Origin of the sequence: Streptomyces lucensis JCM 4490 (assembly GCF_014650035.1) — a bacterium.
Lineage (GTDB): Bacteria > Actinomycetota > Actinomycetes > Streptomycetales > Streptomycetaceae > Streptomyces > Streptomyces lucensis.
Genome location: NZ_BMUE01000017.1, coordinates 96,276 through 116,155, shown reverse-complemented (window position 1 = coordinate 116,155; position 19,880 = coordinate 96,276). Strand labels below are relative to the sequence as shown.

The window sequence follows — 19,880 nt, the reverse complement described above, 5'->3', positions numbered from 1 at the left end:
TGGACTGCTCCCATGGCTACTCACCGGGTTCACCACCGCACCGTCAGCGTCCGCGGTCTCGACGTGTACTACCGCGAGGCCGGCCCCGCCGGCGCGCCCGTGCTGCTGCTCCTGCACGGCTTCCCGAGCAGCTCCCACATGTTCCGGGACCTGATCCCGCTGCTCGCCGACCGGTACCGGGTCATCGCCCCGGACCACGTCGGCTTCGGCCGCTCGGCGGCGCCGGACGCCGCCGGGTTCCGGTACACCTTCGACGAACTGGCCTCGGTGACAGAGGAGTTCACCCGGCTGCTGGGGCTGGAGCGGTACGCCCTCTACATCCAGGACTACGGCGCCCCGATCGGCCTGCGCCTCGCCCTCGCGCATCCGGAGCGGGTGACCGCGATCGTCACGCAGAACGGCAACGCCTACGAGGAAGGGCTCGGCGCCGAGGCCTGGGCTCCGGTGCTGGCGCTGATCGAGAAGCGGACGCCCGAGACCGAGGCGGCCGTGCGGGAGATCTACACCCTGGACGGCGTCAAGTGGCAGTACCTGCACGGCGTCCCGGATCCCACGCTGGTCAGCCCCGACGCCTACGAGCACGACGCGGCGCGGGTCGCCCGCCCGGGGCAGGCGGAGATACAGCTCGACCTGATATCGGACTACGGCGCCAACTTCGCGCTCTACCCGGCCTTCCACGAGTACTTCCGCACCAGCCGGGTCCCGCTGCTCGCGGTGTGGGGCGCCCACGACGAGATCTTCGTGCCCGAGGGCGCGCTCGCCTTCCGCCGGGACCTGCCCGAGGCCGAGATCCATCTGCTGCCCGCAGGTCACTTCGCCCTGGAGACCCACGCGGACCAGATCGCGGGGCTGATGCGGGACTTCCTCGACCGGCGCCTGCCGCGCGGCTGAGCGCCCGCCGGACATGGCGACGGGCCGGGGAGCCTGCTCGTTCGTCGGCAGGCTTCCCGGCCCGTGGTCACGGGAGGGCGGATCAGCCCATGTGCGGGTACGCGTAGTCGGTCGGCGGGACCAGGGTCTCCTTGATGGCCCGGGTCAGGGTCCAGCGCAGGAGGTTCTGCGGGGCGCCGGCCTTGTCGTTGGTGCCGGAGGCGCGGCCGCCGCCGAAGGGCTGCTGGCCGACGACGGCGCCGGTCGACTTGTCGTTGATGTAGAAGTTGCCCGCGGCGAAGCGGAGCTTCTCCATCGTGTACGCCGCCGCCGCGCGGTCGTTCGCGACGACCGAACCGGTGAGGGCGTAGTCCGACACCGACTCCATCTGGGTCAGCATCTCGTCGTACTTGTCGTCCTCGTAGACGTGGACCGCGAGGATCGGGCCGAAGTACTCGGTCGTGAAGACCTCGTTCTCCGGGTCGGTGCACTCGATCACCGTCGGGCGGACGAAGTAGCCGACCGAGTCGTCGTACGTGCCGCCCGCGACGATCGTGCAGGTCGGGTCCTGCTTGGCGCGGTCGATCGCCGCCTTGTTCTTGGCGAACGAACGGTCGTCGATCACGGCGCCGATGAAGTTCGACAGGTCGGTGACGTCACCCATGGTCAGGTAGTCGACCTCGGCCGCGAACTCCTCCTTGAAACCGGAGTTCCAGATGGACGCCGGGATGTAGGCGCGGGAGGTGGCCGAGCACTTCTGGCCCTGGTACTCGAAGGCGCCGCGGGTCAGGGCGGTCTTCAGCACGGCGCGATCGGCGCTCGGGTGGGCGACCAGGAAGTCCTTGCCGCCGGTCTCGCCGACCAGGCGCGGGTAGGAGCGGTACTTCTCGATGTTGTTGCCGACCGTCTTCCACAGGTACTGGAAGGTCTTGGTCGAACCGGTGAAGTGGATGCCCGCGAGGTCCCGGTGCTCCAGGGCGACCTTGGAGACCTCGATGCCGTCGCCGGTGACGAGGTTGATGACGCCCTTGGGCAGGCCCGCCTCCTCCAGAAGCTGCATGAGCAGGACGGCCGCGTGGGTCTGCGTCGGGGACGGCTTCCAGACCACCACGTTGCCCATGAGGGCGGGGGCGGTGGGCAGGTTCGCGGCGATCGCGCTGAAGTTGAACGGCGTGATCGCGTAGACGAAGCCCTCCAGCGGGCGGTGGTCCAGGCGGTTCCACACGCCCGGGGAGTTCGCCGGGGGCTGCTCGGCGAGGATCTGGCGGGCGTAGTGGACGTTGAAGCGCCAGAAGTCGACCAGCTCGCAGGGGCTGTCGATCTCCGCCTGCTGGGCGGTCTTGGACTGGCCGAGCATGGTGGAGGCGGCGATGGTCTCGCGCCACGGGCCGGCCAGCAGCTCGGCGGCGCGCAGGATGATCGCGGCGCGGTCGTCGAAGGCCATGGCGCGCCAGGCCGGCGCGGCGGCCAGGGCCGCGTCGATGGCGTCCTGGGCGTCCTGCCGGGTGGCGTTGCGCAGGGTGCCGATGACGGACTTGTGGTTGTGCGGCTGGACCACCTGGATGGTCTCGCCGCCGCCCATCCGCTTCTCGCCGCCGATGGTCATCGGCAGGTCGATCGGGTTCTGCGCCAGCTCCTTGAGCTTGGCCTCCAGGCGGGCGCGCTCGGGCGAGCCGGGGGCGTAGCCGTGCACCGGCTCGTTGACGGGGGTGGGGACCTGGGTCACAGCGTCCATGAGATCCGTAACTCCTTGTACGTGAGCGGGTGTCGCGGGGAGGTGGGTGGGAGGGCGGCCGGCTCAGCCCTTGCTGACCATGCTGCGGAGGAAGAAGCGCAGGTTCGCCGGCTTCTCCGCCAGGCGGCGCATGAAGTAGCCGTACCAGTCGGTGCCGTAGGCGGTGTAGACGCGCATGCGGTGGCCCTCGGCGGCCAGGCGCAGGTGCTCGTCGCTGCGGATGCCGTACAGCATCTGGAACTCGTACTCGTCGAGCTTACGGCCGGCCTGGTGGGCCAGCTCCTGGGCGATGGAGATCAGGCGCGGGTCGTGGGACCCGATCATCGGGTAGCCCTCGCCCTCCATCAGTGTCTTCAGGATGCGCACGTAGGCCTTGTCGATCTCGTGCTTCTGCTGGTAGGCGACCTCGGCGGGCTCCTTGTAGGCGCCCTTGACCAGGCGCACGCGGCTGCCGGACTCCGCCAGGCGGCGGGCGTCGGCCTCGGTGCGGAAGAGGTAGGCCTGGATGACGCAGCCGGTCTGCGGGAAGTCCTTCCGCAGCTCCTCGTGGATGGCGAACATCGAGTCCAGGGTGGTGTGGTCCTCGGCGTCGAGCGTGACGGTGGTGCCGATGGCGGCGGCGGCCTCGACGACCGGGCGGACGTTGGCGAGGGCCAGCTCGTGGCCGCCCTGGAATGCGGGGGCGGGCCCGGAGGGCCCATCGATCAGGGCGGTGGCGGGCGACGGGAGGGCCTGGCCGAACATGGACAGCTTGACCGACATCTCGACCTTCTCGCCGAGCTCCAGCTCCTCGAGCCGGCCGATCAGCTCCAGGTAGGCGTCCCGGGCGGCGGAGGCCTGCTCCGGGGTGGTGATGTCCTCGCCGACGACGTCCATCGTCAGCTCCAGGCCCTTGGCCGTCAGCTCGCGGACGATCGGGACGATGTCGGCCACGGTCTCGCCGGGGATGAAGCGGTCGACGACCTGCTTGGTGACCGGGGCCGCCGAGATCAGGCGTCGCATCCGGTCGCTGCGCGACGCGGCGAGAATCACGGGACCCAGCACGGGGCACCTCCACAGACAAGCACCGAAACGGCCGTCACCCGACGATTCGGGTACGGCACGGAGAACCACCGTGAAACCTATGGATTTCTCCGATCGTCAGCCATCGACAGCTGTCACGCATCCGTGCACGCGATCTCAGACAGATGTATGAAGGCGGCGCGGGAATGCGGGAGAATACGGGGGTGACGTCGGACTACAAGGCTGACTACCAGGAGCTGGTCGACGAGGTCTCGGAGCTGCTGGGCGTCCCGGCGACCCTGGAGAACAGGGACTTCGAGCTGATCGCCTTCGGCGCGTACGACAGCGAGGGCGACCTCGACCCGTCGGCCCTGGACCCGGTGCGCACCCGATCGATCCTGACCCGGCGCTCCACGGCGGCGGTGCGGACGTGGTTCGAGGGGTTCGGCATCACCCGCGCGACGGGACCGGTGCGCATTCCGCCGACTCCGGAGGCCGGCGTCTACCGCGGACGCATCTGCCTGCCGGTACGCCACCGGGGCGTGGTCCTCGGCTACGTGTGGCTGCTGGACGACGACCCGGGTCCGACGGAGGCCCAGCTGGACGCGGCCATGCGGGTCACGGGCCGGATCGGCGCCCTGCTCGCCGACGAGCAGCAGGCGGGGGCGGGGCTCGGCCGGGAGCTGCGGGCCGTGCTGACCTCGGAGCGCGGCTGGCAGCAGGACATGGCGGTGGCCGAGCTGCGCACCGCCCTGGGGGCGCGTGCGGACGGCCCGCACACCCTGGTGTGCGTGGCCCCCTGGCCGTCGGCCGATCCGGACGACGCGCCGTCCGCCCGCACGATCCCGCACGCCACGGCGTTGTGCACGCTCCCGTGGGGTGCCACGGCCCAGAGCCTTGCGGTGCTGGTGCGGCTGCGCTCGGCGGACGTGGCGGCGCCGGCGCTGACGGCCGCGGCGCGGGTGCTGAAGGAGTCGGAGGGGGCGCGGGGCGCGCGCCGGTCCAGGGCCGTGGCCGCCGCCGGGGTCGGTGAGCCCCGGATCGGGCTCACCGAGCTGGGGGAGGTCTGGCGGCAGGCGTCCGCGGCGGCACGCGCCGCGCTGGCCGAGCCGCGGTTCGGTCCGGTCGCGGAGTGGGGGCGCATCGGGCCGTACCGGCTGCTGACCGCGCTGCCCCCGGAGTCGGCGCACGACCCGGTGGCCGGCCCGCTGCTCTCCCCCGCCCACCGCGAGCTGGCCCGCACCGCCGAGGTCTACCTCGACCGCGCCGGGCAGGCCGGGCGCACCGCCGCCGAGCTGGGCATCCACCGGCAGACCCTCTACTACCGCCTGTCCCGCGTCGAGCAGCTGACGGGCCTCGACCTGGACGACGGCGAGGACCGGCTGCTGCTGCACATGGCCCTGAAGCGCGCGCGGCTGTGACGGGCCGCCCGGGCGCCCGGGTCAGTTCTCCCGGGCCGCCTCCACGACCTGCCGCAGGCCCTCGGTCAGGGCTTCCCCGTCGGGGGCCGTCTCGGGGTCGAAGGTCCACTGGGCGATGAGGCCGGTCATCAGGGTCAGGTAGAAGCGGCCGAGCGTGTCCGCGGCCTCGTCGGAGACCTCCTCCTCCGGCATGCCCATGAGCAGCGCCACCAGGCCGCGTCCGCCCTCCCGCTGGGCGGCGGCCAGGTGGGCGCGGACCCCCGGCAGCTCGATGGTCATGACCTCCATGCTGAGCCGCCACACGGAGCCGGGCTCGCGCATCGTGTCGGCGATGCGCGACCACACCCACCGGAACCGCTCCAGCGACCCCGGGGCCCCTTCGGGGCCGGCGCCCGCGTCGAAGGCGCCGGACATGCCCTCCACCAGCGCGACGTACGCCTGCGCCAGCAGGGCGTCCTTCGACCCGTAGTGGTAGCCGATCGAGGCCAGGTTGGTCCCCGAGGCCTTGACGATGTCGCGCGCCGTGGTGCGCGCGAAGCCCTTCTCCAGCAGGCAGCTCTTGGCGCCTTCGAGCAGATCCTCACGGTGTCCCATGCCGTCACCCTACCCGTCGATCCATACAACCGTCCTAGACAGATGACTTATACAAGCGTTCTAGACAAGCGTTTAAGACACCCGTACATTCCTTGGCATGACGAACCGGACGAGCACCTCCCCGACCGCACCCCCGACCCCCTCCACCCGCGCCGGACGCCGGGAGTGGACCGCGCTCGGCGTGCTGATGCTGCCGCTGCTGCTGGTCTCGATGGACGTGTCGGTCCTGTACTTCGCCACCCCGGCGATCAGCGCCGACCTGCACCCGAGCGGCACGCAGCAGCTGTGGATCTTCGACATCTACGGCTTCGTCCTGGCCGGGCTGCTGATGACGATGGGCTCCCTCGGCGACCGCATCGGCCGCCGCAGGCTCCTCCTCATGGGCGCCGCGGCCTTCGGCGCCGCCTCGCTCCTCGCGGCCTACGCGGACAGCGCCGGGACACTGATCGCGGCCCGCGCCGTCCTCGGCATCGGCGGCGCGACCCTGATGCCGTCCACGATGGCCCTGGTGCGCACGATGTTCACCGACCCCGCCCAGCGGGCGAAGGCGATCGGCCTGTGGTCCGGCGTGATGACCGGCGGCATCGCCCTGGGCTCGGTGATGAGCGGCATCCTCGTCGAGCACTTCTGGTGGGGCTCGGTCTTCCTGGTCAACCTGCCCGCGATGGCGCTGCTGCTGCTCCTCGGCCCGGTGCTGCTGCCGGAGTCGAGGAACCCCGAGCCCGGCCGGTTCGACCTGGTGAGCGTCCCGCTGTCGATGGCCGCCGTGCTCCCCGTGATCTACGGCCTGAAGGAGATCCCCTCCGAGGGCTGGCACCCGCTGTACGTCGTCTCCGTCACCGTCGGCCTGCTCTTCACGGCCCTGTTCGTCCACCGGCAGCGCACCGCCCGCTCACCGCTGGTCCCGCCGGCCCTCTTCCGGGGCCACGGCTTCTCGCCGGCGCTCGTCCTGACCCTCGTCTCCGCGTTCGGCATGATGGGCTCGGCGATCTTCACCACCCAGTACCTGCAGTCGGTCCTCGGCAAGAGCCCGCTGGCGGCCGCCCTGTGGAGCCTGCTGCCGTCGGTGTTCATCGGTGTCGCCGCACCGCTCACCACCCAGCTCGTCCAGCGGGGCGTGAACCGGGCGTACGTCGTCGCCGGCGGCTTCGCGGTCACCGCCACCGGTTACGCGCTGCTCGCCTTCACCGGCACCGACTCCCTGTGGCTGGTGCTGACCGCGGCCGGGGTGCTCGCCTGCGGAGTGGTCGCGGTGATGTCCCAGCTGACCGACCTGGCCATGGGCACGGCCCCGGTGGAGCGGGCCGGTACGGCGTCCTCGCTCATGGAGACCGGCACCGAGTTCGGCGGCGCGCTCGGCATGGCGGTCCTGGGCTCCATCGGCACGGCCCTCTACCGCCACGGCATGCCGGCCACGGCCCCGGCCGAGGCCCGCGAGACCCTGGGCGGCGCCCTGGCCACGGCGGCCCACCAGCCGGGCGGCGGCGGGACGCTGATCGCCGCCGCTCGGCAGGCCTTCACCGACGGGATGCACGGCGTGGCGGTCGCCGGCGCGGTGATCCTGGCGCTCGCGGCGGTGGGGGCCGCGCTGACGCTGCGGCGGATCGGGGGCGAGGCCGCGGAGAAGTAGGGCACGAGAAAGCGCCGGACGGGCCGACCGACGTCGGCCCGTCCGGCGCTTCTCGCGTCGGTCAGGTCAGACCAGGTTCACCGAGCGGGCGGACGTCGCACCGATCTCGGCGGCCACCTCGGCCAGCACCCCGGCGGACACCGTGTCGTCGACGGTGAGGACGGCCAGCGCCTCGCCGCCCGCCGCCGCGCGGGCGACCTGCATGCCGGCGATGTTGAGGCCCGCCTCGCCGAGGATGCGGCCGACGGTGCCGACGACACCGGGACGGTCCTCGTAGCGCAGGACGACCATGTGGTCGGCGAGGGCGAGGTCGACGTCGTAGTCGCCGACCGCGACGATCTTCTGCACGTGCTTCGGGCCGGCCAGCGTGCCGGAGACCGACACCTCCTCACCGGTGCCCAGCGTGCCGCGCACGGTCACCACGTTGCGGTGCTCGGCCGACTCGGAGCTGGTGGTCAGGCGCACCTCGACACCGCGCTCCTGCGCGAACAGCGGGGCGTTCACGTACGACACCGTCTCGTCGACGACGTCCTCGAAGACGCCCTTGAGCGCGGACAGCTCCAGCACCTTCACGTCGTGCTGGGTGATCTCGCCGTAGACCTCGACGTCGAGGCGGACCGCGACCTCGCCCGCGAGGGCGGTGAAGATGCGGCCGAGGCGTTCGGCGAGGGGCAGACCGGGCTTGACGTCCTCGGCGATCACACCGCCCTGGACGTTCACCGCGTCCGGCACCAGCTCACCGGCGAGGGCGAGGCGCACCGACTTGGCGACGGCGATGCCGGCCTTCTCCTGCGCCTCGTCCGTGGAGGCGCCGAGGTGCGGGGTGCACACGACCTGGTCCAGCTCGAACAGCGGCGAGTCGGTGCACGGCTCCTTGGCGTACACGTCGAGGCCGGCGCCGGCGACCCGGCCCTCCTTCAGCGCCGCGTACAGCGCCGCCTCGTCGACGATCCCGCCGCGGGCCGCGTTCACGACGCGCACGCTCGGCTTGACCTTGCGCAGCGCCTCGTCGCCGATCAGGCCGAGGGTCTCGGGCGTCTTGGGCAGGTGGACGGTGATGAAGTCGGAGACCTCCAGCAGCTCGTCCAGGGACAGCACCTTGACGCCCATCTGCGCGGCCCGCGCGGGCTGCACGTAGGGGTCGTAGGCGACGACCTTCATGCCGAAGGCCGACATGCGCTGGGCGACGAGGGCGCCGATGCGGCCCAGGCCCACGACGCCCAGGGTCTTCTCGGCCAGCTCGACGCCCGTGTACTTGCTGCGCTTCCACTCGCCGTTCTTCAGCGCGGCGTTGGCCTGCGGGATGTTGCGGGCGGTGGCGAGGAGCAGACCGCAGGCCAGCTCGGCGGCGGTCACGATGTTGGAGGTCGGGGCGTTGACGACCATCACGCCGGCCTTGGTGGAGGCGGAGACGTCGACGTTGTCCAGGCCGACGCCGGCTCGCGCGACCACCTTCAGCTTCTTGGCGGCCGCGATGGCCTCCGCGTCGACCTTGGTGGCGGAGCGGATCAGGATCGCGTCGACGTCGGCGATGGCGGGGAGCAGTTCGGCTCGGTCGGCTCCGTTGCAGTGCCGGATCTCGAAGTCCGGGCCGAGCGCGTCGACGGTCGCGGGCGACAGCTCTTCAGCGATGAGTACGACGGGTTTCGAGCTCACGTGAGTCCTCACAAGTCCAATGCGGACGGCCGTCCCGACGGCCGCTGGCGGAGGGGTGCTAGCCGCGTGGAAGACGCACGACGCTGTGGGCCTGACGCGTTGTTGTGCAGAAGTGTAGTGGCGCCGCGTGCGTCGCATTGCGCCGCTGCGGAAGGATCACCCGTCCGTGGCTGGACGGGGTGGACAACGCCGCGTTTCCAACGGGGACTCCGACGTTACCCCTGGTTCGCCGAAGGGGCCGGAGCAGTCCTCGCCCCGGCCCCGGCGTGAGGCCTACGCCTCCTCGTTCACCCAGCTCATCAGCTTGCGCAGCTGCTTGCCGGTGGTCTCCAGCAGGTGCTCGGAGTCCTGCTTCTTGTACTCGTCGTACTTCTTCAGGCCGCCGTGGTACTCGTCCATCCAGTTCCTGGCGAAGGTGCCGTCCTGGATCTCGGCGAGGACCTTCTTCATCTCGGCCTTGGTGGCGTCCGTGATGATGCGCGGGCCGGTGACGTAGTCGCCCCACTCGGCGGTCTCGGAGATGGACCAGCGCATCTTCTCCAGGCCGCCCTCGTACATGAGGTCCACGATCAGCTTCAGCTCGTGCAGGCACTCGAAGTAGGCGATCTCGGGCTGGTAGCCCGCCTCGGTCAGGGTCTCGAAGCCCGCCTTCACCAGCGCGGCCGTGCCGCCGCACAGCACGGCCTGCTCGCCGAACAGGTCGGTCTCGGTCTCCTCGGTGAAGGTCGTCTTGATGACGCCGGCCCGGGTGCCGCCGATGCCCTTGGCGTAGGACAGGGCCAGCGCGAAGGCGTTGCCGGAGGCGTCCTGCTCGACGGCGGCGATGCAGGGAACGCCGCGGCCCTCCTCGTACTGGCGGCGGACCAGGTGGCCCGGGCCCTTCGGGGCGACCATGCAGACGTCCACGCCGGCCGGGGGCTTGATGAAGCCGAAGCGGATGTTGAAGCCGTGACCGAAGAACAGCGCGTCGCCGTCCTTCAGGTTCGGGGCGATGGACTCCTCGTAGACCTGGGCCTGGATCGGGTCCGGGACGAGGATCATGATGACGTCGGCCTCGGCGGCGGCCTCGGCCGGGGTCACCACGCGCAGGCCCTGCTCCTCGGCCTTGGCCTTGGACCTGGAGCCCTCGTGCAGACCGACACGGACGTCGACACCGGAGTCGCGCAGCGACAGCGCGTGGGCGTGGCCCTGGCTGCCGTAGCCGATGACCGCGACCTTGCGGCCCTGGATGATGGACAGGTCGGCGTCAGCGTCGTAGAACAGCTCGGCCACTTTGGGTTCTCTCCTTGGTGTGCAGGTTGTGCTCCCACCGTATGCCGGTGAGGGGGAAGGAAGGTTCGGGATCTCGGCATACGGGCGGACGGTGCGCACCGGCCGCCCCTGTTCAGCCTTACGCGGATCGGTCCAGTGCGCGAAGCGAGCGGTCCGTGATCGAGCGGGCGCCGCGGCCGATCGCGATCGTGCCGGACTGCACCAGCTCCTTGATGCCGTACGGCTCCAGCATCTTGAGCATGGCGGACAGCTTGTCGCTGGACCCGGTGGCCTCGATCGTCACGGCGTCCGGGGAGACGTCGACGGTCTTGGCGCGGAACAGCTGGACGATCTCCACGATCTGGGAGCGGGTCTCGTTGTCGGCGCGGACCTTCACCAGGACGAGTTCGCGCTGGACGGCCTGACCGGGCTCCAGCTCGACGATCTTGAGCACGTTGACGAGCTTGTTGAGCTGCTTGGTGACCTGCTCCAGCGGGAACTCCTCGACGCTCACCACGATGGTGATGCGGGAGATGTCGGGGTGCTCGGTGACGCCCACCGCGAGCGAGTCGATGTTGAAGCCGCGGCGGGAGAACAGGGCGGCGATCCGGGCGAGGATGCCGGGCGTGTTCTCCACCAGGACGGAGAGCGTGTGCTTGGACATGTCTGGTCTTCCTCTTCGCTCTTCCCGGCTCAGTCGTCTTCGTTGTCGCCGAAGTCGGGGCGGACGTCCCGGGCGGCCATGATCTCGTCGTTGGAGGTGCCGGCGGCGACCATCGGCCAGACCATCGCGTCCTCGTGGACGATGAAGTCGATGACGACCGGACGGTCGTTGATGGAGTTCGCCTCCTCGATGACCTTGTCCAGGTCCTCCGGCCGCTCACAGCGCAGGCCCACGCAGCCCATCGCCTCGGAGAGCTTCACGAAGTCCGGCACGCGCGTGCCCTTGGCCTCCGGGTTCACGTCGTCCGGGCCGCTGTGCAGCACGGTGTTGGAGTAGCGCTGGTTGTAGAACAGGGTCTGCCACTGGCGGACCATCCCGAGGGCGCCGTTGTTGATGATGGCGACCTTGATCGGGATGTTGTTCAGGGCGCAGGTGGTCAGTTCCTGGTTGGTCATCTGGAAGCAGCCGTCGCCGTCGATCGCCCAGACCGTGCGGTCGGGCCGCCCGGCCTTGGCGCCCATCGCGGCCGGGACCGCGTAGCCCATCGTCCCGGCGCCGCCGGAGTTCAGCCAGGTGGCGGGCCGCTCGTACTGGATGAAGTGCGCGGACCACATCTGGTGCTGGCCGACGCCCGCCGCGAAGATCGTGCCCTCGGGGGCCAGCCGGCCGATGCGCTCGATGACCGCCTGCGGGGAGAGCGAGCCGTCCTCGGGCTGGTCGTAGCCGAGCGGGTAGGTCTCGCGCCAGCGGCTGAGGTCGCTCCACCATGCGGTGTAGTCGCCCTTGTGGCCTTCGCTGTGCTCCTTCTGCACGGCCTGGACCAGGTCGGCGATGACCTCGCGGGCGTCACCGACGATCGGCACGTCGGCGGGGCGGTTCTTGCCGATCTCGGCGGGGTCGATGTCGGCGTGGACGATCTTGGCGTACGGGGCGAAGCTGTCCAGCTTGCCGGTGACGCGGTCGTCGAAGCGGGCTCCGAGGGCGACGATCAGGTCGGCCTTCTGCAGCGCGGTGACGGCGGTGACCGCACCGTGCATGCCCGGCATTCCCACGTGCAGCGGATGGCTGTCGGGGAACGCGCCGAGCGCCATCAGGGTGGTGGTGACGGGCGCTCCGGTGAGTTCGGCGAGGACCTTCAGCTCGGCGGTGGCGCGGGCCTTGAGGACGCCGCCGCCGACGTACAGGACGGGCCGCCTGGCGGAGGTGATCAGCTTGGCCGCCTCGCGGATCTGCTTGGCGTGCGGCTTGGTCACCGGGCGGTAGCCGGGCAGGTCCGTGACCGGCGGCCAGGAGAAGGTGGTCCTCGCCTGGAGGGCGTCCTTGGCGATGTCCACCAGGACCGGGCCGGGGCGGCCGGTGGAGGCGATGTGGAAGGCCTCCGCGATCGTCCGCGGGATGTCCTCGGCCTTGGTGACCAGGAAGTTGTGCTTGGTGATCGGCATGGTGATGCCGACGATGTCCGCCTCCTGGAAGGCGTCCGTGCCGATCGCCTTGGACGCGACCTGCCCGGTGATCGCCACGAGCGGCACCGAGTCCATGTGCGCGTCGGCGATCGGCGTGACCAGGTTCGTCGCGCCCGGACCCGAGGTGGCCATGCAGACGCCGACCTTGCCGGTGGCCTGCGCGTACCCCGTGGCCGCGTGGCCGGCGCCCTGCTCGTGCCGGACCAGGACGTGCCGCACCCGGGTGGAGTCCATCAGCGGGTCGTACGCCGGGAGGATGGCGCCGCCGGGAATGCCGAACACCGTGTCCGCCCCGACCTCCTCGAGGGAGCGGATGAGGGACTGCGCACCCGTGACGTGCTCGACGGGGGCGGAGTGCTGTCCTCCGGAACGGGGCCGCGGCTGCGGATGGTGGGCCCCGGTGGCCTGCTCGGTCATCGGCATTCTCTTCTCGATGCTGAGGGTTTTTGCGAGGTTCGGGCGGAGTTCACGCGCTGCACGCAGGGCACTGGTGCAACAAAAAACCCCTCGTGCCGCAAGGCAAGCGAGGGGAGCGCGTCGGGGAGGTCACTGGGGATTCCGGATCGTCTTCCGGTGGGTCCCAGCTCAGCCGACGCGCTGTCCAAGTACGAGAATTCGGGTGCGCATGGAACTGACCCTCCCCCCGACGCGCACCACGTGTCAAGTGGGTGGGACGGGCGTCTCGGCATGCGGACGCAGCCTGCCCCCGCCGCCGAAGCCGCTCGCGCTGCCCGCGAGCGCCGGTTCGGCCTGCTCGTGCGGCACCGGGTAGCGCCCCGAGCCGAGCGCCCGGCGCAGCCGGTACTCGTCCAGCGCACCGGCGAAGGCCATGCCCTGCCCGTGCGTGCAGCCCATCGCGCGCAGGGCGGCCACCTGCTCGGGCAGGTCCACCCCCTCGGCGACGGACTGCAGGCCCAGATCGCCGGCGATGCGCAGCAGCCCCCCGGTGATCTTGTGCAGGCGGGCGGACTCCACGACCCCCTCGACCAGGCCGCGGTCGAGCTTGAGGATGTCCACGGGCAGCCGTCTGAGCGCGGTGATGGCCGCGTAGCCGCTGCCGAAGCCGTCCAGCGCGATCCGCACCCCGAGTCTGCTGAGGGCGGTCAGCCGCCGCTCCAACTCGTCCAGACCGACCCGGGGATCGGTGTCGGACAGCTCCACGACCAGTGCGCCGGGCGGCAGCCCGTGCCGGGTCAGCAGCGCCTCCACGGAGCCCAGCGGCATCGAGCGGTCCAGCAGCCGCCGGGCGCTCACCCGCACCGCCACGGGGACGGCGAGTCCGGTGGCGGCCCGTTCGGCGGCCTCCGCCACGGCCTCCTGGAGGATCCAGCGGTCCAGCTCGGCGGTCTTGTCGCCGTCCTCGGCCACCCGCAGGAACTCGGCCGGGGTGAACAGCACCCCCTGGGACGAACGCCAGCGCGCCTGCGCGGAGGCGGCCGTGATCCGGCCGTTCTCCAGGCACACCACCGGCTGGTGCAGCAGGGTGAACTCGCCGTCGTGCAGCGCGGCGCGCAGCCGCGTGGCCAGCTCCGCCTTGCGTACGACGTCCTGCTGCATCTGGGGTCTGTACAGCTCGACCCGGCCCTTGCCGGCCGATTTCGCGCGGTACATCGCGAGGTCGGCGTTGCGCAGCAGTTCGCCCGCGCCGAGTCCGGCCTCGGCGAAGGCGACGCCGATGGAGGCGTTGACCCGGACATCGTTGCCGTCGATGGCGTAGGGCTGGGAGAGGGTCGTCCGCAAGCGGTCGGCCAGCTCCAGGATGTTCCGCTCCCGGGCGGCGCGGTCACGGGTGCCGTCCCCGGCGATGAGGGCGGCGAACTCGTCGCCGCCCAGCCGGGAGGCGGTGTCTCCCTGCCGGACCGCGTCCTGGAGCCTGCGGGCGGCCTGGACGAGCAGCTCGTCCCCGGCCTGGTGCCCGATCGTGTCGTTGACCGCCTTGAAGCCGTCCAGGTCGATGAAGAGCACGGCCGTGCCGCGCAGCGCGGCGCCCCGGTCGGTGGAACGGCGTCCGGACAGGGCCTGCTGGACGCGCCTGGTGAACAGCGCGCGGTTGGGCAGGTCGGTGAGGGGGTCGTGCTCGGCGTTGTGCTGCAGCTGCGCCTGCAGGCGCACGCGCTCGGTCACGTCCCGGCTGTTGAAGATGAGCCCGCCGTGATGGCGGTTGACGGTGGACTCGACGTTGAGCCAGCCGCCGTCGCCGGAGCGGAACCGGCACTCGATGCGCGTGGTGGGCTCCTCCAGTGGGCTGGCGGCGAGGAAGCGGCGCACCTCGTGGACCACGCAGCCCAGGTCCTCCGGGTGGATGAGCGCGGCCAGTTCGCTGCCCACCAGTTCCTCGGCGGGCCGGCCGTAGACCCCGGCTGCGGCCGGTGAGACGTACCGCAGGACGCCGGTGGGCGCGGCGATCATGATCACGTCGCTGGAGCCCTGCACCAGGGAGCGGAAGTGGTTCTCCTTCTGCGCCAGCTCCTGGGTGAGGGTGATGTTGTCCAGCAGCATGATGCCCTGGCGGATGACGAGCGCGAGCACGACGGCGCCCGCGGTGATCAGCACGACGTGGTCGGGTCTGCGGCCGTTGAGGACGTTGTACAGGATGCCCAGGGTGCACACCGCGGCGGCGAGGTAAGGGGTGAGCGCGGCGAGGGAGCCGGTGATCGGCCGGCCGGCCGGGTACCGGCCGGTGTCGCCTCCGGGCAAGGGTGCCGGTGCGGGTGCCGGTGCGGTCGGGTGGTGGCCGGTGCCGCGCTGTCCGGGCAGGTGCTCGTGGACCACGCGCGTGCGCCCGTCCGGTCCCCGCGCCTCCTGCCGGGTGCGGCCGCGCGGGGTGGCCCAGGGGGCGTAGGCGAGCAGCAGGGAGCCGCCGAACCAGCCGGCGTCCAGCAGCTGCCCGGAGTGGTAGCTGCTGTGCAGCAGCGGCGAGGTGAACAGCGCGTCGCACATCACGGTCAGCGCGAGCGCGCCGATCGCCGTGTTCACCGCCGTGCGGTTGCCCTGGGCGCGCCGGAAGTGCAGGGCCAGGACCATGCTGACGAGCGCGATGTCGAGCAGCGGGTACGCCAGCGACAGCGCGGTGTGCGCCACGCTCGGCCCGTCGAAGCGCGCCGCCTGCGCGAGCGCGAGGCTCCACGACAGGGTGAGCAGCGAGCCGCCGATCAGCCAGGCGTCCAGTGCCAGGCAGATCCAGCCCGCCCGGGTCACCGGGCGCTTGGCGAGGACGAGCAGGCCCACGATGGCGGGCGGTGCGAAGCACAGGAAGAACAGGTCGGCATAGCTGGGGCTGGGCACGGACTGCCCGAGGACGACCTCGTACCACCCCCAGACACCGTTGCCCAGGGACGCCATCGCCGAGGAGAGGGCGAACAGCAGCCAGGCGGACCGGAACCGCACGCGCGTGGTACGGGCGTACAGGACGCACGAGACGGCGGCGATGCCCGCCGCGGCGCTCAGCCCGAAGTCGCCCATGACGAGTGCGACTTCCTCGGTTCCCCAGTCGAACGCGGCTCCGACGGCGTAGGCCGCGCAGATCAGGGCGAGGACGAGCTGCTCCGTCAGTCGCGCACTCCCCCGGGCGGGCGGCCGGCGCGGCGGCGCCTGCTGCGGCCGCGGTGCGCGCACCGCTTCGCCGGGGGGGCTGGTCACAGAGGGCGGCGCGCTCACCGGGGCCTCCCGGTGCTCGCCGCCCCCGGCTGCTGCCGGTTGCGGTGCGCCGGGCGCGCGTGCCTCCTGCGGCCGCTGTGCCTGCGCTGCTGGCTGGTGTGGTGGCTGGTGTGGTGGCCGCGTCTGCGCGTGGCCGTGCGCCAGGGTCGCCGTCGGCGGCTCCGCCGCGTCGGATCGTTCGTCCATAGGCCGTGCATCGCCCGTCGCCCCCCTCACAAATCTGAAATGTCCGTCCCCGGCGCCGAACGGTCAGCGGCGCTGCCCCTGTCGGGACGATACACCAGGATCGTCACTCAGGGACATAGCTTCTCTACGCTCCGTGACGACCAGCGGCGATGGGGGCACGGAGCGCGCCCGAAAGATTGCGGAGGGTGCTGGAAGGGGGTCAGCGCCCCTTTGTTCCCGCGGTGCCCGCGTCCGTCGTAAGGATCACGTTCCGCAGGGGCTCCTGGTTCACGAACCGGGTCAGCTGGTCGGTGAGCAGCCTCTTGGCGCGGGGCAGGAAGGCCGAGGAGGGGCCCCCCACGTGCGGGCTGATCAGCACGCCGGGCGCCTGCCACAGGGGATGGCCCGGCGGCAGCGGCTCCGGGTCCGTGACGTCCAGGGCGGCGGTGATGCGGCCGCTCTCCAGCTCGGCGAGCAGCGCCCCGGTGTCGACGACGGGCCCGCGGGCGACGTTGACCAGCAGCGCGCCGTCCTTCATCCGGGCGAGGAAGCCCGCGTCGACGAGGCCCAGGGTGTCCGGTGTGAGCGGCGTGGAGAGGATCACGACGTCCGCGTCCGGGAGCATCGAGAGCACATCGGTGATCGGATGCACAAGACCGCGCGCAGTGGTGCGCCGGGAGCGCGCGATGCGCGCCACCCGCGCGACCTCGAACGGTTCGAGCCGGTCCTCGATGGCGGCGCCGATGGAGCCGTAGCCGACGATGAGGACATTCTTGTCGGCCAGGGACTGGTGGAACGCGCTCGCCCAGCGCTCCTGTTGCTGGGCCCGGACGAACCCGGGGATGCCGCGCAGGGCGGCCAGGGTGAGGGTCAGCGCGAGTTCGGCGGTGCTCGCCTCGTGCACTCCGCGCGCATTGCACAGCCGCACACCGGGCACGACGGACGACAGCCGCGCGGTGACGTCGTCGACGCCCGCCGTGAGCGTCTGGATGACCCGGACGCCGGTCAGGTGCTCCAGCGGACGCGCCTTGACCGCCCCGCGCTTCATGTACGGCACCACGTACACGACGCAGTCCGCGGGATCGCCGGGGAAGGGCTGCTCACCGTCCTCGCCACCGTCCCAGAACAGGTACCGGGGGCCCTCGGGCAGCCCCTCGATCTCCTCCGGCGGGATGGGAAGCCAAACGTCTGCGCTCATGCCGAGGAGGCTATGTCAAAGACGCGCGGGCGCAGAGGTTAGGTTGGGGGCCGGGCTGAGGGAGGTTCACGAGCAGGTGGAGCGCAGGACGATCGGCGCGGGGGCGCTCGCGGTGGGGGCCGTCGGACTCGGGTGCATGCCGATGAGCTGGGCGTACAGCGGGTCGCGGCAGCGGGGGGACGAGTCGCTGAGATGCGTGCACCGGGCGCTGGACCTGGGCTCGGACCTGCTGGACACCGCGGACATGTACGGTCCGTTCACGAACGAGCTGCTGCTGGGCCGGGTGCTCAAGGAGCGGCGCCGGGAGGCGTTCGTGTCCACGAAGGCGGGGCTGCTGGTGGGTGAGCAGCACATCGTGGCCAACGGCCGCCCGGGATACGTGAAGCGGGCCTGCGACGCCTCGCTGCGCCGGCTGCAGACGGACGTGATCGACCTCTACCAGCTGCACCGCGCCGACCCCGAGGTCCCGGTGGAGGAGACGTGGGGCGCGATGGCCGAACTGGTGCGGGCCGGGAAGGTCCGGTCGCTGGGTCTGTGCGCGGTGGGGGCGCGCGGCGGGCGCCGCTCGGGAGGCCGCCTGTACGACACCACCCTGCGCCAACTGGAGCGCGTGCAGCAGGTGTTCCCGGTGAGCGCGGTGCAGGCGGAGCTGTCGGTGTGGTCGCCGGAGGCGCTGGACGGGCTGCTGCCGTGGTGCGAGGCGCGGGGCGTGGGCTTCCTCGCGGCGATGCCACTGGGCAACGGCTTCCTGACCGGCACACTGACCCCCGGCGAGGGCTTCGAACCGGACGACCTGCGGGCGCGCCACCCGCGGTTCACGGCCGAGATGATGGCGGCGAACCAGCCGATCGTCGCGGGCCTGCGCCGGATCGCGCGGCGCCACGGCGAGGACGTCACCCCGGCCCAGGTCGCCCTGGCCTGGGTGCTGGCCCAGGGCCGGCACGTGATCGCCCTGCCGGGCGCCAAGCGGGAGCGCTGGGCCGCTCAGAACGCGGGCGCGGCCGGTCTGAGGCTGACCGGGGAGGACCTGGCGGAGGTTTCCGCACTGCCGCCGGCCCTGGGATCGTGGGACTGAGCGGTCCGCGGGCCCGCCGTGCGAGAGGGAGAGCCTTGGACCGGATCACCGCCTCGAAGGGACCATGATCGTGCGACGTCGAGCTGTGCCGGCCGTGCTGGCCGCGGCCGCCCTCCTGCTGTCGGCCGGCTGCTCCTCCGGCGGAGGGGGGTTCCCGGACGACGCCGGGAGGACCCCGCCGAAGGGCACGGCGACCGGCACCGGCCCCTCCTCGCGGGCCACCGCACCGGTCCCTGCGGCCAAGGGCTCGGTGAAGGTGCTGCGCACCGTCGCCGAGGGCCTGAAGACGCCGTGGGGGCTGGCCCCGCTGCCCGGCGGCGGCCTGCTGGTCTCCTCCCGGGACGACGGGACGATCTCCCGGATCGACGAGAGGACGGGCAGGACGACCGAGCTGGGCGCGGTCTCCGGGGTCTCCGCGAACGGCGAGGGCGGCCTGCTGGGCATCGCCCTCTCCCCCGGGTTCGCCTCGGACCACATGGTCTATGCCTACTTCACCTCGGCGTCGGACAACCGCATCGTGCGCATGCTGTACGACGGGCAGCGGCCGGCCGGTGAGCAACTGGGCGCACCGGACACGGTGTTCAAGGGCATCCCGAAGGGTTACATCCACAACGGCGGGCGGATCGCGTTCGGCCCGGACGGGATGCTGTACGCGGGCACCGGCGAGAGCGGCCGGAAGGGGCTGGCGCAGGACAGGAAGTCCCTGGGCGGCAAGATCCTGCGGCTGACCCCGGAGGGCGAACCGGCGCCGGGCAACCCGTTCCCCGGCTCCCCCGTGTACTCCTACGGCCACCGGAACGTCCAGGGACTGGCCTGGGACCGCGAACAGCGGCTGTTCGCCTCGGAGTTCGGCCAGGACACCTGGGACGAGCTGAACGCGATCAAGCCCGGGGGCAACTACGGCTGGCCGGACGCCGAGGGGAAGTCCGCCGAGCCCGGGTTCCAGAACCCCGTGGCCCAGTGGCACACCGACGGCGCCTCCCCGAGCGGCATCGCCTACGTCGACGGCGTGATCTGGATGGCGGGCCTCAAGGGGCAGCGTCTGTGGCGCGTCCCGCTGAACGGCACCGAGGCCTCGGCCGCCCCGCAGGCGTTCCTGAAGGGCGCCTACGGCCGGCTCCGCACGGTGGTCCCGGCGGGCGGCCACAAGGTCTGGCTGGTGACGAGCAACACCGACGGCCGCGGCACGCCGGACAAGGGGGACGACCGGGTGCTGGAGGCGGAGGTGAACTAGGCCGGGCCCCCGCCCGCCGCCCCGCTCACGCCTCTTCCGGGCCCACCGTCCCGCCCTGTTCGGGCCCCGCCCCGGCGGGCGGTCGCTCCGGCAGCCGTATGACGGCCTTCCCGGAGGACAGGTCGATGGGGCCGTGGCCGGGGTCGCCGTCACCGACGTCCTCGCGGGTCAGCTCCAACCGGTTCTGTTCGTCCCGGGTGTGTTTGCGACCGGGTGCGAACAGTTCCTCGAAGGCGTTGAACACGGCTGCTCCCCTTTGCCGGTT

General features: G+C 71.7%; 15 protein-coding genes. 5 read left to right on the top strand and 10 right to left on the bottom strand.

What is annotated here, in order from left to right; all coding sequences use genetic code 11:
• Positions 1 to 12: 12 nt before the first annotated feature.
• A complete protein-coding gene (locus IE177_RS29640; protein WP_190018552.1) occupies positions 13 to 891 on the top strand; it encodes an alpha/beta fold hydrolase in 879 nt (292 codons plus the stop codon).
• An 82-nt stretch (positions 892 to 973) separates the two neighbouring features.
• Here the strand turns inward: IE177_RS29640 and pruA are convergent, their stop codons facing one another.
• A complete protein-coding gene (gene pruA / locus IE177_RS29635) occupies positions 974 to 2,605 on the bottom strand; it encodes an L-glutamate gamma-semialdehyde dehydrogenase (protein WP_190018551.1) in 1,632 nt (543 codons plus the stop codon).
• Positions 2,606 to 2,668: 63 nt separating this feature from the next.
• A complete protein-coding gene (locus IE177_RS29630) occupies positions 2,669 to 3,649 on the bottom strand; it encodes a proline dehydrogenase family protein (RefSeq protein ID WP_190018550.1) in 981 nt (326 codons plus the stop codon).
• 143 nt (positions 3,650 to 3,792) lie between these two features.
• Here IE177_RS29630 and IE177_RS29625 point away from each other — a divergent pair, with 143 nt between their 5' ends.
• Positions 3,793 to 5,028, top strand: a complete 1,236-nt coding sequence (locus IE177_RS29625; protein WP_190018549.1) for a PucR family transcriptional regulator — start codon at positions 3,793 to 3,795, stop codon at positions 5,026 to 5,028.
• Between the two features lie 21 nt (positions 5,029 to 5,049).
• Here the strand turns inward: IE177_RS29625 and IE177_RS29620 are convergent, their stop codons facing one another.
• Positions 5,050 to 5,622: a TetR/AcrR family transcriptional regulator gene (locus IE177_RS29620; protein ID WP_190018548.1), complete on the bottom strand. Its 573-nt coding sequence runs from the start codon at positions 5,620 to 5,622 to the stop codon at positions 5,050 to 5,052.
• 97 nt (positions 5,623 to 5,719) lie between these two features.
• Here IE177_RS29620 and IE177_RS29615 point away from each other — a divergent pair, with 97 nt between their 5' ends.
• A complete protein-coding gene (locus tag IE177_RS29615; RefSeq protein ID WP_190018547.1) occupies positions 5,720 to 7,252 on the top strand; it encodes an MFS transporter in 1,533 nt (510 codons plus the stop codon).
• Between the two features lie 66 nt (positions 7,253 to 7,318).
• Here the strand turns inward: IE177_RS29615 and serA are convergent, their stop codons facing one another.
• The 6 genes from serA to IE177_RS29585 form a co-directional block, all read right to left on the bottom strand.
• Positions 7,319 to 8,908, bottom strand: a complete 1,590-nt coding sequence (serA, locus tag IE177_RS29610) for a phosphoglycerate dehydrogenase (protein WP_190018546.1) — start codon at positions 8,906 to 8,908, stop codon at positions 7,319 to 7,321.
• A 273-nt stretch (positions 8,909 to 9,181) separates the two neighbouring features.
• Positions 9,182 to 10,180: a ketol-acid reductoisomerase gene (ilvC, locus tag IE177_RS29605; protein WP_190018545.1), complete on the bottom strand. Its 999-nt coding sequence runs from the start codon at positions 10,178 to 10,180 to the stop codon at positions 9,182 to 9,184.
• Positions 10,181 to 10,298: 118 nt separating this feature from the next.
• On the bottom strand, positions 10,299 to 10,823 hold the full coding sequence (gene ilvN / locus IE177_RS29600; RefSeq protein ID WP_190018544.1) for an acetolactate synthase small subunit: 525 nt from the start codon (positions 10,821 to 10,823) through the stop codon (positions 10,299 to 10,301).
• Between the two features lie 29 nt (positions 10,824 to 10,852).
• Entirely contained in the window at positions 10,853 to 12,703 is a 1,851-nt protein-coding gene (locus IE177_RS29595; protein ID WP_190018543.1) for an acetolactate synthase large subunit, read from the bottom strand.
• A gap of 243 nt (positions 12,704 to 12,946) precedes the next feature.
• Positions 12,947 to 16,129: a putative bifunctional diguanylate cyclase/phosphodiesterase gene (locus tag IE177_RS29590; protein ID WP_373305201.1), complete on the bottom strand. Its 3,183-nt coding sequence runs from the start codon at positions 16,127 to 16,129 to the stop codon at positions 12,947 to 12,949.
• 199 nt (positions 16,130 to 16,328) lie between these two features.
• Complete coding sequence (locus tag IE177_RS29585) at positions 16,329 to 17,306, bottom strand: 2-hydroxyacid dehydrogenase (protein ID WP_190018541.1); 978 nt, start codon at positions 17,304 to 17,306, stop codon at positions 16,329 to 16,331.
• A 76-nt stretch (positions 17,307 to 17,382) separates the two neighbouring features.
• Here IE177_RS29585 and IE177_RS29580 point away from each other — a divergent pair, with 76 nt between their 5' ends.
• Both IE177_RS29580 and IE177_RS29575 read left to right on the top strand, forming a co-directional pair.
• A complete protein-coding gene (locus IE177_RS29580; RefSeq protein WP_190018540.1) occupies positions 17,383 to 18,381 on the top strand; it encodes an aldo/keto reductase in 999 nt (332 codons plus the stop codon).
• Positions 18,382 to 18,445: 64 nt separating this feature from the next.
• Positions 18,446 to 19,615 (top strand): PQQ-dependent sugar dehydrogenase, encoded by a 1,170-nt coding sequence (locus IE177_RS29575; protein ID WP_190018539.1) that lies wholly within the window; start codon positions 18,446 to 18,448, stop codon positions 19,613 to 19,615.
• 25 nt (positions 19,616 to 19,640) lie between these two features.
• Here the strand turns inward: IE177_RS29575 and IE177_RS29570 are convergent, their stop codons facing one another.
• Positions 19,641 to 19,859 (bottom strand): DUF6191 domain-containing protein, encoded by a 219-nt coding sequence (locus IE177_RS29570; RefSeq protein ID WP_190018538.1) that lies wholly within the window; start codon positions 19,857 to 19,859, stop codon positions 19,641 to 19,643.
• Between the last annotated feature and the right edge of the window lie 21 nt (positions 19,860 to 19,880).